Source organism: Stenotrophomonas sp. 05N423 (assembly GCF_056397145.1).
Genome location: NZ_JBFTMV010000003.1, coordinates 100,116 through 113,551 on the forward strand (window position 1 = coordinate 100,116; position 13,436 = coordinate 113,551).

The window sequence follows — 13,436 nt, forward strand, 5'->3', positions numbered from 1 at the left end:
CGCACATGGCGGCGTGGCGGCCGGCTATCCGGCGAAGTGGCGGTAGCCGCCAGCGCGGTCCCCGCCCGCATCGCCTTCGCAGCGGACGCCATGGCCTTCGACGATCGCGCCGATGCGCGCCAGCGGCAGCGCAAGGCGCGACGACAAGGCTTCCACGGCTTCGCGCCGTTCCGGCGCGGCGGTGAAGCACAGCTCGTAGTCGTCGCCGCCGCGCAGTGCGCAGTCGCGTGCGGCATCTGCTCCGAGCGCTGCGCACAGTGCGGACGACAGCGGCACTGCGTCGGCCTGCACCACTGCGGCCACGCCACTGCGCGCCGCGATATGGCCGAGGTCGGCCAGCAGGCCATCGGACACGTCGGCCGCCGCATGCGCCAGTCCGCGCAGCGCCAGCCCCAGCTGCTGCCGCGGCGTCGGACGCTGCAGCCGCTGGCGCAGTCGTTCGCAATCGGCATCGGCCGCGGCGCCGCGCACGTCCAGCCGGCCCTGCTGCCAGAGCCGCAGCGCACCGGCGGCTTCGCCCGGATGGCCGCTGATCCAGATGTCGTCGCCTGCCCGCGCACCGTCGCGGCGCAGCGCCTGCCCCGCCGGCACCTGCCCCATCGCGGTGATCGAGATCGACAGCGGCCCGCGCGTGGTGTCGCCGCCAACCACGGCGATGCCGCTGGCATCGGCCAGCGCGAACAGCCCGTCGGCGAACGCATCCAGCCAGGCGGCTTCGGCCTGCGGCAGGGACAACGACAGCGTGCACCACGCCGGCGCCGCGCCCATCGCCGCGAGGTCGGAGAGATTGACCGCCAGCGCCTTCCAGCCGATGTCGGCCGGCGCGCTCTCGACGGGGAAATGCACGCCGGCATTGAGCGTGTCGGCGGTGACCGCCAGCTGCTGCTCCGGCGCCGGCCGCAGCAGGGCCGCGTCGTCGCCGATGCCCAACGCGATGTCGGCGCGCGCATGGGTGCGGCGGGCGATACGGTCGATCAGGGCGAACTCGTCAAGGCTCATGCGCAGGCATTCCTGGAACGAAAACGCCGGTGCCGATGCAGCCGGCCCCGGCGTCGCGGTGGATCCGGCCGGCGCGGTCGCGCGCCGGTGGCGCTGTCACAGGCCCGATTCGACCTTGCGCCATTCCACGGCGGCACGGTCCAGCACGCCGTTGACGTAGGTGTGGCCATGCTCGGAGCCGAACCGCTTGGCGGTCTCGATGGCCTCGTTGATCACCACGCGGTACGGCACGTCCATGCGGTGGCGCAGTTCGTAGGCGGCCACGCGCAGCACCGCGCGCTCGATCGCATCGACCTCTTCCACTGGGCGGTCGAGGAACGGCAGCAGTGCCTCGTCCAGTTCGCGGCGGTGGTCGAGCACGCCGCGCAGCAGGCTCTCGAAGTAGGCCAGGTCGGCCACTTCATGCGCCTGCTCGTGGGCGAACTGGGCCAGCAGTGACTCGGCGTTGCCACCGGAAATCTGCCAGGCGTAGATCGCCTGCAGCGCGCGGCGGCGCGCGCGCGAACGCAGCACCGGGTCGACGCCGTCGCGGCGGAAGGGCTTGCCGGCAGGCTTACCGTGGTTCTTGTTGCTCATGGCAGCTGCTCCAGAAGATTGACCATTTCCAACGCCGCCAGCGCGGCTTCCTCGCCCTTGTTGCCGTGGCTGCCACCGGCGCGGGCCTCGGCATCCTCCACGCGTTCGACCGCCAGCACCCCGTTGAGCACCGGCACGCCGAAATCCAGCTGCGCGCGCATCAGGCCTTCGGCGCAGCGGTCGGCCACGTGCTCGTAATGCCGGGTGTCCCCACGGATCACGCAGCCCAGGGTGATGATGGCCGCGTGCCGGCCGGCGGCGGCCAGGCGGGCGGCGACCAGCGGGATCTCCCAGGCGCCGGGCACGCGCACCACGTCGACGGCGTCCTCGCCGATGCCATTGCCGGCCAGGCTCTGCCGCGCGCCGGCCACCAGCACATCGGTGATGCGGGCGTTCCAGCGGCTGGCGATGATGACGAAACGGGCCGTTCCGGCCGGGCGGAGGTCGCCTTCGTAGTGGCTCATGGGGCGTAGCGATCCAAAAGGTGGGTCAGTTTACCGTGTTAGGTGCGGGGCTTGCCCCGCGCACGACGGCGACGCGGCGGGCGCGGGACGACCCCGCACCCGCTCCGGCGCTCAGGGCTGGACGGTCTCGACGATTTCCAGGCCATAGCCGGCCAGCCCGATCTGGCGGCGCGGGGTACCGAGCACGCGCAGCCTGCCCAGGCCCAGATCGGCCAGGATCTGTGCGCCGGCGCCGTTGCGGCGCCACTGGCCCACGTCCTTGTCCTTGCCCGCCGGGCGCAGCTCCGGCTCGCGGCGCAGGCGCGCCAGCAGCGCGTCGGAATCGCGCGGGGCCGACAGCACCACCATCACGCCCTGGCCTTCGGCGGCGATGACGCGCAGCGCATCGGTGGCGGCCACGCCGAAATCGTCGCGGCGCCAGTGCAGCAGGTCGGCCAGCGGATTTTCCACCTGCACGCGCACCAGGGTGGGCGTGGCCTTGTCCGGCTGGCCCTTGACCAGCGCGAAATGCAGGTCGTGGGCGATGCGGTCGCGGTAGGTGACCAGCTTGAACGCCCCGAACTCGGTGTCGATCTCACGCTCGTCGATGCGTTCGACGGTATGTTCGGTGGCCAGCCGCCAGGCGATCAGGTCGGCAATGGAACCGATCTTCAACCCGTGCTCGCGCGCGAACACTTCCAGTTCCGGGCGCCGCGCCATGGTGCCGTCGGCGTTGAGCACTTCCACCAGCACGCCGGCCGGCTCCATGCCCGCCAGCATGGCCAGGTCGGATGCCGCTTCGGTGTGGCCGGCGCGGGTCAGCACGCCGCCGGGCTGGGCGATCAGCGGAAAGATGTGCCCGGGCTGGGTGAGGTCGGACGATTTCGCATCCGGCTTCACCGCGGTACGGATGGTGTGGGCGCGGTCATAGGCGGAAATGCCGGTGGTCACGCCCTCGGCGGCTTCGATGCTGACGGTGAAATTGGTCTGGAACTGCGCGGTGTTGTTGCGCACCATCGGCGCCAGCCCGAGCTGGCCGGCGCGCTCGCGGTTGACCGACAGGCACACCAGTCCGCGCGCATGGGTGACCATGAAATTGATGTCCGACGGCTTGACCAGCTCGGCAGCCATGATCAGGTCGCCTTCGTTCTCGCGGTCCTCGTCGTCGACGATCACCACCATGCGGCCGGCGCGGATTTCTTCCAGCAGTTCGGGGACGGGGGCGAAGTTCATGCGGCAGCTCCCTGGCCCAGCAGGCGCTCGACATAGCGCGCCACCAGGTCGATTTCCAGATTGACGGCGTCGCCGACGCCGGTATGGGCGAAACGGGTATGGGTGACGGTGTGCGGGATCAGCGCCACCTCGAAGCCCTTGTCGTCGGCCTCGTTGACGGTGAGGCTGACGCCGTCGACGCAGATCGAGCCCTTCTTCGCGATGTACTTCAGCAAGGGCGTCGGCGCGGCGAAGCGCCAGCGCTGCGCGCGGGCGTCATCGACGATCGACAGTACCCGGCCGATGCCGTCGACATGGCCGCTGACCAGGTGGCCGCCGAGGCGGTCGGTCGGGCGCATGGCGCGTTCGAGGTTGATCGCCGCGCCCGCGGCGAGCTGGCCGAGCGTGGTCAGGCCCAGGGTCTCGGTCGAGGCATCGGCCTGGAACGAGGCGGCGTCGAACGCGATCACGGTCAGGCACACGCCGTTGACCGCGATGCTCTCGCCCAGCTGCACGTTGTCGAACGGCAGGCTGCCGACCTCGAAGGTGAAGCGGACATCGCCGCCGACGGGCTCATGCGCGGCCAGGCGGCCGACGCCTTCGATGATGCCGGTGAACATCAGCCCACCTCCGTCGTGGAGGTGGGCCGGGAGACCGGCAGGAAGATGGAGAGGGTTTTCATGAACGTTTCCCGCGGTTGGAGAGCGAAAAACGCCACAAGGCAAACAGGCTCACGCACGGCGGGGCCGCGCGCGGGCCGTCTTCTTTCATCCGGACTCTAGGCGGCACCGCGTTCGCGGCGTCGCCAACCGTCGGCTCCGGCATCGGACCGGATCTGCTGACCCTCGGCTGTTGGAATCCGCATGGCGCGCATTCCTGCGGGCGGACTCGCGTATCGGCCTCGGCGCTCGCGGGCTCGTGCAGGTTCCCGGGGGAACCGCGCACCTACCGCCGGTGGGGAATTACACCCCGCCCTGAAGACGTTCGTGGTTGCCGGCGAACCGGCCCGCGCATTGTACCAGCCGGCTCCCGGCGGACCTGTCTGGCGGATGGATGGCAGTGTTCCGTGGAGCGCGGCATCGCCTCTGCCGGTGCATTGCCGGGAAAACCCCAGCGGGGCGTTGCCCCGCTCTACAAGGTGGCGGGGGGCTGCAGCGCCCGGCGGGGCTGGCCCGGTAATGCTCCAGCGGGGCTGCGCTCCGCTCTACGGGGCGACAGGACGCAGCAGCAGGCGCAGGTCCTTGCCGACCATGCGCAGGTCGCACACCTCCAGCGGCCGCGCCTGCGCCATCGCCTCGATTCCCAGCCCGGCCAACAGCGGGCGGGCGCCCTCGCCCATCAGCAGCGGTGCCATGTACAGCAGCAGTTCGTCGGCCAGGCCGGCATGCAGCAGCGCCCCGCACAGGGTCGGCCCGGCCTCGACGTGGACCTCGTTGACACCACGCCCGGCCAGCATCGCCAGCACTGCCGCCAGATCGAAACGGCCATCGGCCTGCAGCGGCACGGCGGCGAATTCCGCGCCCTCCAGCACCGGCGGCGTCAACGCAGGATCGTGCAGGTACAGCGTGGGGGCGTCGCCTTCACGCACCCGCGCGCAGGACAACGTGCGCAACCGCGCATCGAGCACCACCCGCAGCGGCGGCAGGAAATCGCCCGCCTCCGGGCGCGCGGTCAGCGCCGGGTCGTCGGCCAGCACCGTCGCCGCGCCGGTCAGGATCGCGCCGGCACGGGCGCGCCAGCGCTGCACGTCGGCGCGCGCGGCCGCCCCGGTGATCCACTTCGATTCGCCGCTGGCCATCGCCGTGCGCCCGTCCAGGCTCGCGGCCAGCTTCACCCGCACGAACGGCCGGCCACGTTCGACGCGAGAGAGAAAACCGCGATTGAGGTCGCGCGCCTTGTCCGCCATCAGCCCCACCGCCACCTCGATCCCGGCCTGCCGCAACAGCGCGAAACCACCGCCGTCGACATCCGGGAACGGATCGCCCATCGCCGCCACCACCCGCGCCACGCCGGCCTCGATCAGCGCCAGCGCGCAGGGCGGCGTGCGCCCATAGTGCGCGCAGGGCTCCAGGGTGACGTAAGCGGTGGCGCCGCGTGCGCGTCCGCCCGCTGCGCGCAGCGCGAACACCTCTGCATGCGGGCCGCCGGCACGCTGGTGGAAACCTTCGCCGACAACCTCGTCGCCGTGGGCCAGGACGCAGCCAACCATCGGATTGGGCCGCGTGGTCCATGCCCCGCGTTCGGCCAGGCGCAGCGCGCGCGCCATCATCTGGTGGTCGGTGGCGGTGAATTCCTGCATGCAGAACCTCTTGGAAAACAGGTGCCGCGCTCTCAGGGCGGCGGCGGATCGACCCGCATCACGGTGACGGCCAGCGGCCCGAGCTGCAGCCGGGCATGCGCTTCCCAGCCCAGTGCGCGGTACCACGGCACCATCGCCGCCTCGCAGTAAAGATACAGGCGCGGCACGCCCAGCTGCGCGGCGCGCGCCACGCAATGCCCGACCAGCCGCTCGCCCACGCCATGCCCACGCACCTCGGGCCGCACGTACAGCGACGCCAGCCACGGCGACCAGCCGCGGATCTGCTCGTGGTCGTCGTGCAGCAGGCTGACTGACCCCAGCCAACCCGCATCGTCCTCCGCCACCCAGGTGCAGGGAATGGCGCCGTCGCGCTGCGCACGCAGCTCGGCTTCGGCCTGTTCGACGGTCCACTCCGGCAGCAGCGCGCCGAACGCCTGCACATGCGCCTGCGCCAGCTCGGAGACCAGCGCGGGCCGCGCCTGCAGTCCGGCGAAGCGCAACGGCTTCAGCGCGGCGCCTTGCGCTCGCGGCGCTCGACGCCGGCGTCCAGCAGCGGCAACTGGCCGTCGCCGGCCGGATGGTCGCGCTCGAGCTTCTCGATCTCATCGCGGAAATCGGCCACGTCCTCGAAGCTGCGGTAGACCGAGGCGAAGCGCACATAGCCGACGTGGTCGAGCTTGCGCAGTTCGTCCATCACGAATTCGCCGACGCGGATCGACGCCACTTCACGCTCGCCGCTCATCCGCAGCTGGTGCACCACCGCGCGCACCGCCGCCTCGATCCGCTCCTCCGGCACCGGCCGCTTCTGCAGCGCGCGGTCGAAACCGACCCGCAGCTTGCGCGCGTCGAACGCCTCCCGCCCGCCATCGCTCTTGACGATGACCGGCAGCTTGAGCTCGATGGTCTCCAGCGTGGAAAAGCGCTCGCCGCAGGCCTCGCAGCCACGCCGGCGGCGGATGGTCGCCCCATCCTCGGAAACGCGCGAGTCGATCACGCGGGTGTCGGTGTGCTGGCAGAAAGGGCAGTGCATTCGAACAACCTTGGACGTCAGGCCTTTTCGGGCGTACCAGGCGCGATCCGGCGATGGCAGGTAATACGCAGATACAGCAGATGCAGCGCAGGGACAAGCATCAATGGCCCGACAAACAGCGCAGGCCACGGAAAACCGGTGGAAAATTCGCCTGTCCAGGTCAGATAGACCAGCAGTACGGCCAACGGCAATGCCGCGACGATGCCTGCAACCAGCATCGACCACCACGGCCAGCGGACGCGCGACAGGGCGGCGACACTCCCGGCCACCATCGCTGCGGACAGCCGCGCGCCACCGAGCAGTCCCGCTGCACCCAGACCACCCCAGGCCGTCAAGAAAGCACCGTCACTGGCCTCGATGCTTCCCATCGCCCAGAAGGCGGTGCCCATGCCGGCACTCAATACGGCCAGCAGGCCGCCCACGACCAGCGTGGGCAGGCCCAATACCAGGATCAGCACCAGGAACACCCTGCGGTGCCACCGGTCGCTGGCCATCCGCACTTATCCGTAGACCGGGAACTGCCTGCACTGCAGGGTGACGTTTTCGCGCACGCCGACGATGACGTTGTCGTCGTTCGGGTTGTCCAGCACGTCGGCGATCCAGTTGGCCAGCGCCACGCAGTCCGGTTCCCTGTAGCCGCGGGTGGTGATGGCCGGGGTGCCCAGGCGCAGGCCCGAGGTCACGAACGGCGAACGCGGGTCGTTCGGCACCGAGTTCTTGTTGACGGTGATGTGGGCCTTGCCCAGCGCGGCTTCCGCATCCTTGCCGGACACGTCCTTGCCGATCATGTCCACCAGCATCAGGTGGTTCTGCGTGCCGCCGGAGACGATCTTGTAGCCGCGCGAGATCAGCGTATCGGCCATCGCCTGCGCGTTCTTCACCACCTGCTGCTGGTAGGCCTTGAACTCCGGCTCCAGCGCTTCCTTGAAGGCCACGGCCTTGGCGGCGATGACGTGCATCAGCGGGCCGCCCTGGATGCCCGGGAACACGATCGACTGCAGCTTCTTCTCGATCTCCTCGCCGGCGCCCTTGGCGATGATGATGCCGCCGCGCGGGCCGCGCAGGGTCTTGTGGGTGGTCGAGGTGACCACATGGGCGTGCTCGATCGGGTTCGGGTAGACGCCGGCGGCGACCAGGCCGGCCACGTGCGCCATGTCCACGAACAGGTAGGCGCCGACCTTGTCGGCGATGGCGCGGAAGCGCGCCCAGTCGACGATCTGCGAATAGGCCGAGAAGCCGGCGACGACCATCTTCGGCTTGTGTTCCAGCGCCAGCCGCTCGACTTCGTCGTAATCGATCAGGCCCTGCTCGTTCACGCCGTACTGGACGGCGTTGAAGATCTTGCCGGAGGCGTTGACCTTGGCGCCGTGGGTCAGGTGGCCGCCGTGGGCCAGGCTCATGCCCAGGATGGTGTCGCCCGGCTGCAGCAGCGCGAAGTACACGGCCTGGTTGGCCTGCGAGCCGCTGTGCGGCTGCACGTTGGCGTAATCGGCGCCGAACAGCTGCTTCAGGCGGTCGATGGCCAGCTTCTCGGCGATGTCCACGTACTCGCAGCCACCGTAGTAGCGCTTGCCCGGGTAGCCTTCGGCGTACTTGTTGGTCAGCTGGCTGCCCTGCGCCTCCATCACCATCGGGCTGGCGTAGTTCTCGCTGGCGATCAGCTCGACATGGTCTTCCTGGCGCTGGCATTCGGCGGCGATGGCCTTGGCCAACTCGGGGTCGTAGGACTCGATACGGGCGTCACGCGGGAACATCTCGGCTCCTGGAAGGGTGGGCGGGGGAAGGGCCGATTGTAGCGCTTCCGTCACCGCCCCACCCCGGCCGGCCCGCGCCGCGCCCGGAAAAAGCAAGGGCGCCCCATGGGCGCCCTGCCTTTTCCGCAACCGCAGCCGGCTCAGTGGTTGAACACGATGTCGGCGATGATGCCGGTGGCGATGGCCACCATCAGCAGGTTGCCGCGGTCGTCGCGGATCCAGCGGTGGCCGTGCGGCGGGCGGCGCAGGTGGTAGCGGTCGTAGTCGTTGACCACGTAGACCGGGCCGCCGTAGTAGTTGTTGTAACGGTAGCCGCGCTCGAAACCATACGGCCGGTAGGCCACGCGCGGCGGCGGGGCGTAGTAGCGGCGGTCGTTGTGGCGGGCGTCGCGGTAGCCCTCGCGGTAACCGGCGCTGTAATGCCGGCGGTCGTCGCGGCGGTCATCCCGCCAGTCGCGGCGGTCATGGCCATGCCCGCGGCCGCGATCGTCCCAGCCATGGCGGCCGCGGTCATCGTGGTCCCGGTCGCCGGCGGCGAAAGCCGGGGCGGTGGCGCCGAAGGCCAGCAGGGTGGTCATCGCGGCGACTGCAAGTCGGTGCATCTTCATGGTGGCCCTCGCGGTGTTGATGGACGCTTTCCATCATGCTCACGCGATCTGAACGGTTTCCGGCTGGAAACGGTTACCGCCGGCGCCATTCATCCGGCGGCCAGCCGCGGCCCACCGCCGGCGCCGGGCCGCTTCCCGCTATAATCGCCCATTCCCTCAACCACGGGCCCGTCTGCATTCGCGGACCGGGCGCGGGCGTGCGCTACGGAGACTTCATGTCCTCGCAATACATCTACACCATGAACCGCGTCAGCAAGGTGGTCCCGCCCAAGCGGCAGATCATCAAGGACATCTCGCTGTCGTTCTTCCCGGGCGCCAAGATCGGCCTGTTGGGCCTGAATGGCGCCGGCAAGTCCACCGTCCTGAAGATCATGGCCGGCGTGGACACCGATTTCGAGGGCGAGGCCCGCCCGCAGGCCGGCATCAAGGTCGGCTACCTGGAGCAGGAGCCGCGCCTGGACCCGGCCCAGACCGTGCGTGAAGCGGTCGAGGAAGGCGTGGGCGAAGTGCTCCAGGCCCAGGCCGCGCTGGACAAGATCTACGACGCCTATGCCGAGGAAGGCGCCGATTTCGACGCGCTGGCCAAGGAACAGGAACGGCTGGAGGCGATCCTCGCCGCCGGCGACGCCCACACCCTGGAGAACCAGCTGGACGTGGCCGCCGACGCGCTGCGCCTGCCGCCGTGGGATGCGGTGATCGGCAACCTGTCCGGTGGCGAGAAGCGCCGCGTGGCCCTGTGCCGCCTGCTGCTGCAGAAGCCGGACATGCTGCTGCTCGACGAACCGACCAACCACCTGGACGCCGAGTCGGTGGAATGGCTGGAGCAGTTCCTGGCGCGCTACACCGGCACCGTGGTGGCCGTCACCCACGACCGCTACTTCCTGGACAACGCCGCCGAGTGGATCCTGGAACTGGACCGCGGCCGCGGCATTCCGTGGAAGGGCAACTACACCGAATGGCTGATGCAGAAGGACGAGCGCCTGAAACAGGAAGACAACCAGGAAAAGGCCCGCCAGAAGGCGATCCAGAAGGAACTGGAGTGGTCGCGGCAGAACGCCAAGGGTGGCCGCACCAAGGGCAAGGCCCGTCTGGCCCGCCTGGAAGAGCTGCAGAGCGTCGACTACCAGAAGCGCAACGAGACCAATGAAATCTTCATCCCGCCGGGCGAGCGCCTGGGCAACTCGGTGATGGAGTTCAAGAACGTCTCCAAGAAGTTCGGCGAGCGCCTGCTGATCGACAACCTGTCGATGATCATCCCGCCGGGCGCCATCGTCGGCATCATCGGCCCGAACGGTGCCGGCAAGTCGACCCTGTTCAAGATGATCACCGGCCAGGAAAAGCCGGATTCGGGCGAGATCGTGGTCGGCCCGACCGTCAAGCTGTCGTACGTGGACCAGAGCCGCGACGCGCTGACGGGCAACCACAACGTGTTCCAGGAAATCGCTGGCGGCCTGGACATCCTCAACATCAACGGTGTCGAGATCCAGTCGCGCGCCTACATCGGCCGCTTCAACTTCAAGGGCCAGGACCAGCAGAAGATGGTCGGCTCGCTGTCCGGCGGTGAGCGCGGCCGCCTGCACATGGCCAAGACCCTGCTGCAGGGCGGCAACGTGCTGCTGCTCGACGAACCGTCCAACGACCTGGACATCGAGACCCTGCGCGCGCTGGAAGACGCGCTGCTGGAGTTCCCGGGCAACACCTTCGTCATTTCGCACGACCGCTGGTTCCTGGACCGCATCGCCACGCACATCATCGCCTTCGAGGGCGACTCGCACGTGGAGTTCTTCCAGGGCAACTACCGCGAGTACGAAGAGGACAAGAAGCGCCGCCTCGGCGACGACGCCGGTCCCAAGCGCCTGCGCTTCAAGGCGCTGAAGTAAGCAGCACCGGACGGCCGCAGCGATGCGGCCGTCTGCTTTTCAAGCTGTCTCTCCGTTGAAGACCTTCCGCCCCTTGAGGGAAGGATCGGGGAGAGCGGCCCCGCAGGAGCGTGTCGTTTCCAGCCATGCACCCGGGTGGCGAACAGGCGCAGTTCCGCTTTGCCATGGTTCGACCGTGCCGGCGCGAGGCGACGCGTTCGTCATTGCAACGGCTGCAATATCCACGTGGCGCCCTCACCCGCCCTTTCGGGGCGCCTGCATCCGGCACCTCCCGTGCCACCCTTCGGGCGGCGTCGCCCTGCACGCTGGCGATCCTGCCAGTCGTCTCCCGGAGAGAAGGGTTCCTTCCGCCACCTCCCGAATCGCCCCATGCCCTTCCTCGACCATCTGTTCAAGCTCCACCAGCACGGCACCGATGTCCGCACCGAGGTGCTGGCCGGGCTGACCACCTTCCTGACGATGTCCTACATCGTCTTCGTCAACCCCGACATCCTCGGTACCACCGGCATGGACCCTGGCGCAGTGTTCGTGGCCACCTGCCTGGCCGCGGCGATCGGCTCGACCGTGATGGCGCTGGCGGCGAACTTCCCGGTCGGCATGGCGCCGGGCATGGGACTGAACGCCTTCTTCGCCTTCACCGTGGTCGGCTCGGCGGGGCTGCCGTGGCAGCAGGCGCTGGCGGCGGTGTTCATTTCCGGCCTCGTGTTCCTGGCGCTGTCGCTGAGCGGCGTCCGCGCCTGGCTGGTGGCCGGCATCCCGGCGTCGCTGCGCTCGGCAATCGTGGCTGGTATCGGCCTGTTCCTGGCGATCATCGCGCTGCAGAAGTCGAACGTGATCGTCGCCAACGAGGACACGATGCTGGCGCTGGGGCCGCTCAATACCGTGCCGCCACTGCTGGCGCTGGCCGGCTTCCTGCTGATCGCGGTGCTGGAAGCGCGGCACGTGCGCGGCGCCATCCTGATCGGCATCCTCGCCGTCACCGCCGCCGGCTGGCTGGCCGGCGACGTGCAGTACCAGGGCCTGGTGTCGCTGCCGCCGAGCCTGGCGCCGACCTTCCTGCAACTGGACCTGCCCGGCCTGCTGCACCACGACGGCGGCGCGCCCGTGGCCGTGCTGCTGCAGGTGGTGCTGGTGTTCGTGCTGGTCGAGGTGTTCGACGCCACCGGCACGCTGTACGGCGTGGTCGGCCGCGCCGGCCTGCTGGAACTGGCCGATGGCCGCAAGCGCTTCGGCCGTGCGCTGCTGGCCGACAGCAGCGCGATCGTCGCCGGCTCGCTGCTGGGTACCAGTTCCACCACCGCCTTCGCCGAGAGCGCCTCCGGCGTGCAGGCCGGAGGCCGCACCGGCCTGACCGCGCTGGTGGTCGCCGCGCTGTTCCTGGCCGCACTGCTGTTCTCGCCGCTGGCGGCAATGGTGCCGGCCTACGCCACCGCGCCGGCGCTGCTGTTCGTTGCCGGGCTGATGCTGCGCGAACTGGTCAACGTGGAATGGAGCGACCTGACCGAATCGGTCCCCGCCGCGCTGTGCGCGCTGGCGATGCCCTTCACCTATTCCATCGCCAACGGCCTGGCCTTCGGCTTCATCGCCTACGCCGCGCTGAAGGCCGGCACCGGCCGCTGGCGCGAGGCGCGTCCGGCGCTGTGGCTGGTGGCGGGGCTGTTCGTGCTGCGTTTCGCGCTGGAGTGACCCCCGGCGCCATCGCGTCCGGGAGCAGCGCCGGCCTGCGTCAGCCGATCACCATGAGCGCGAAGATCGCCACGGCCATCAATACCTGGGCGATCGCCGTGAACACCAGCTCGGCGAGCAGGGCGCGCCATATCGTCTGCCATGCCGGCCGTCCCTGGAAGAACTGCACCATCGAGAACACGTAATAGACCACCGCGAACAACGCGACCCACTGCAGCAGCTGCGGCAGCCAGCGATGCAGCGAGATCAGCACCACCCACACGACGAATGCCTGCGAGACCAGCAGCGTGGAGATCACCAGCCATTCGGGATAGTTCAGCCGGCTGTAGCGACGGAACACCGCCCACCTCACGCCGGCCTCGATCGGCAGCAGCAGCAGGGTGAAGGTCGCGAAGTTGGCATTGATCCACCCTGCGACCGACTGGCTGGCGGCGACGAACCGCGCCATGTGCCGCGCGGCCGTGGACCCGGCTTCCGCCGCGGCGGCGACATCGGTGGGCGCCACCGCTTTCATCACACCTTCGTCGAGGACAAAACGGCCCAGCAGCACCACCGCCGCGGCCGTCAGCGTGACCAGCAGCAGCGGCTTGGCCTGGTTGCCGCGCCGCCCCTGGATGTAGTCGCGCAGCAGCTTGCCCGGCTGCAGCATCAGCAGCTTCAGGGAATACAGCAGGCCGCGGTCCATCTGCAGCACGCCGTGCTCGAGCTCATGGCCGACATAACCCCAGTCGATGCGCCGCGCCGGCGTGGGCTGGCCGCAGTCCGGGCAGAACTTCTGTTCCGGGCCGGCGACGGCGCGGGCGCAGTTGATGCAGTGGCTTTCGTCGTGCATCCCCATGCGCTGCCTGCCCCTGTCGGAAGGGGCGCATTCTAGAACGGAGTCCTCGGCGGCGACCATCGCCGGTGCCGGGCGGACGCGAGCCCGTCAGAGACGACGCATCGCACGCGG

14 protein-coding genes and 1 riboswitch are annotated in these 13,436 nt (G+C 69.5%); of the genes, 2 read left to right on the top strand and 12 right to left on the bottom strand.

Going from position 1 to position 13,436, the window contains the following annotated elements; genetic code table 11:
• Positions 1–24 precede the first annotated feature (24 nt).
• The 11 genes from thiL to AC1DGW_RS06860 form a co-directional block, all read right to left on the bottom strand.
• On the bottom strand, positions 25–999 hold the full coding sequence (gene thiL / locus AC1DGW_RS06810) for a thiamine-phosphate kinase (RefSeq protein WP_478020888.1): 975 nt from the start codon (positions 997–999) through the stop codon (positions 25–27).
• Positions 1,000–1,095: 96 nt separating this feature from the next.
• Entirely contained in the window at positions 1,096–1,575 is a 480-nt protein-coding gene (nusB, locus tag AC1DGW_RS06815; RefSeq protein ID WP_478020890.1) for a transcription antitermination factor NusB, read from the bottom strand.
• Entirely contained in the window at positions 1,572–2,039 is a 468-nt protein-coding gene (gene ribH, locus AC1DGW_RS06820; RefSeq protein ID WP_478020892.1) for a 6,7-dimethyl-8-ribityllumazine synthase, read from the bottom strand. The genes nusB and ribH overlap by 4 nt, the downstream gene beginning before the upstream one ends.
• Positions 2,040–2,150: 111 nt before the next feature.
• Positions 2,151–3,251, bottom strand: coding sequence for a 3,4-dihydroxy-2-butanone-4-phosphate synthase (ribB, locus tag AC1DGW_RS06825; RefSeq protein WP_478020894.1), 1,101 nt, complete (start codon positions 3,249–3,251; stop codon positions 2,151–2,153).
• Positions 3,248–3,850 carry a riboflavin synthase gene (locus AC1DGW_RS06830; RefSeq protein ID WP_478020896.1) on the bottom strand — a complete coding sequence of 201 codons (603 nt, stop codon included), beginning with the start codon at positions 3,848–3,850 and terminating at the stop codon, positions 3,248–3,250. The genes ribB and AC1DGW_RS06830 overlap by 4 nt, the downstream gene beginning before the upstream one ends.
• A gap of 135 nt (positions 3,851–3,985) precedes the next feature.
• Positions 3,986–4,216, bottom strand: a riboswitch (FMN riboswitch).
• A gap of 218 nt (positions 4,217–4,434) precedes the next feature.
• Positions 4,435–5,529, bottom strand: coding sequence for a bifunctional diaminohydroxyphosphoribosylaminopyrimidine deaminase/5-amino-6-(5-phosphoribosylamino)uracil reductase RibD (ribD, locus tag AC1DGW_RS06835; RefSeq protein ID WP_478020898.1), 1,095 nt, complete (start codon positions 5,527–5,529; stop codon positions 4,435–4,437).
• Between the two features lie 32 nt (positions 5,530–5,561).
• Positions 5,562–6,029 (bottom strand): GNAT family N-acetyltransferase, encoded by a 468-nt coding sequence (locus AC1DGW_RS06840; protein WP_478020900.1) that lies wholly within the window; start codon positions 6,027–6,029, stop codon positions 5,562–5,564.
• Positions 6,030–6,034: 5 nt separating this feature from the next.
• On the bottom strand, positions 6,035–6,559 hold the full coding sequence (nrdR, locus tag AC1DGW_RS06845) for a transcriptional regulator NrdR (protein WP_478020902.1): 525 nt from the start codon (positions 6,557–6,559) through the stop codon (positions 6,035–6,037).
• Between the two features lie 17 nt (positions 6,560–6,576).
• Entirely contained in the window at positions 6,577–7,017 is a 441-nt protein-coding gene (locus AC1DGW_RS06850; RefSeq protein WP_478020904.1) for a hypothetical protein, read from the bottom strand.
• A 42-nt stretch (positions 7,018–7,059) separates the two neighbouring features.
• Complete coding sequence (glyA, locus tag AC1DGW_RS06855) at positions 7,060–8,313, bottom strand: serine hydroxymethyltransferase (protein ID WP_478020906.1); 1,254 nt, start codon at positions 8,311–8,313, stop codon at positions 7,060–7,062.
• A 140-nt stretch (positions 8,314–8,453) separates the two neighbouring features.
• Positions 8,454–8,921, bottom strand: a complete 468-nt coding sequence (locus tag AC1DGW_RS06860; RefSeq protein WP_478020908.1) for an RcnB family protein — start codon at positions 8,919–8,921, stop codon at positions 8,454–8,456.
• 215 nt (positions 8,922–9,136) lie between these two features.
• On the opposite strand from AC1DGW_RS06860, the gene ettA reads away from it, so the two are divergent.
• Both ettA and AC1DGW_RS06870 read left to right on the top strand, forming a co-directional pair.
• Positions 9,137–10,801: an energy-dependent translational throttle protein EttA gene (gene ettA / locus AC1DGW_RS06865; protein ID WP_313317166.1), complete on the top strand. Its 1,665-nt coding sequence runs from the start codon at positions 9,137–9,139 to the stop codon at positions 10,799–10,801.
• Between the two features lie 369 nt (positions 10,802–11,170).
• Positions 11,171–12,487: an NCS2 family permease gene (locus AC1DGW_RS06870; protein WP_478020911.1), complete on the top strand. Its 1,317-nt coding sequence runs from the start codon at positions 11,171–11,173 to the stop codon at positions 12,485–12,487.
• A 40-nt stretch (positions 12,488–12,527) separates the two neighbouring features.
• Here AC1DGW_RS06870 and AC1DGW_RS06875 read toward each other — a convergent pair whose 3' ends face one another.
• On the bottom strand, positions 12,528–13,319 hold the full coding sequence (locus tag AC1DGW_RS06875; RefSeq protein ID WP_478020913.1) for a DUF3667 domain-containing protein: 792 nt from the start codon (positions 13,317–13,319) through the stop codon (positions 12,528–12,530).
• Positions 13,320–13,436: the final 117 nt, after the last annotated feature.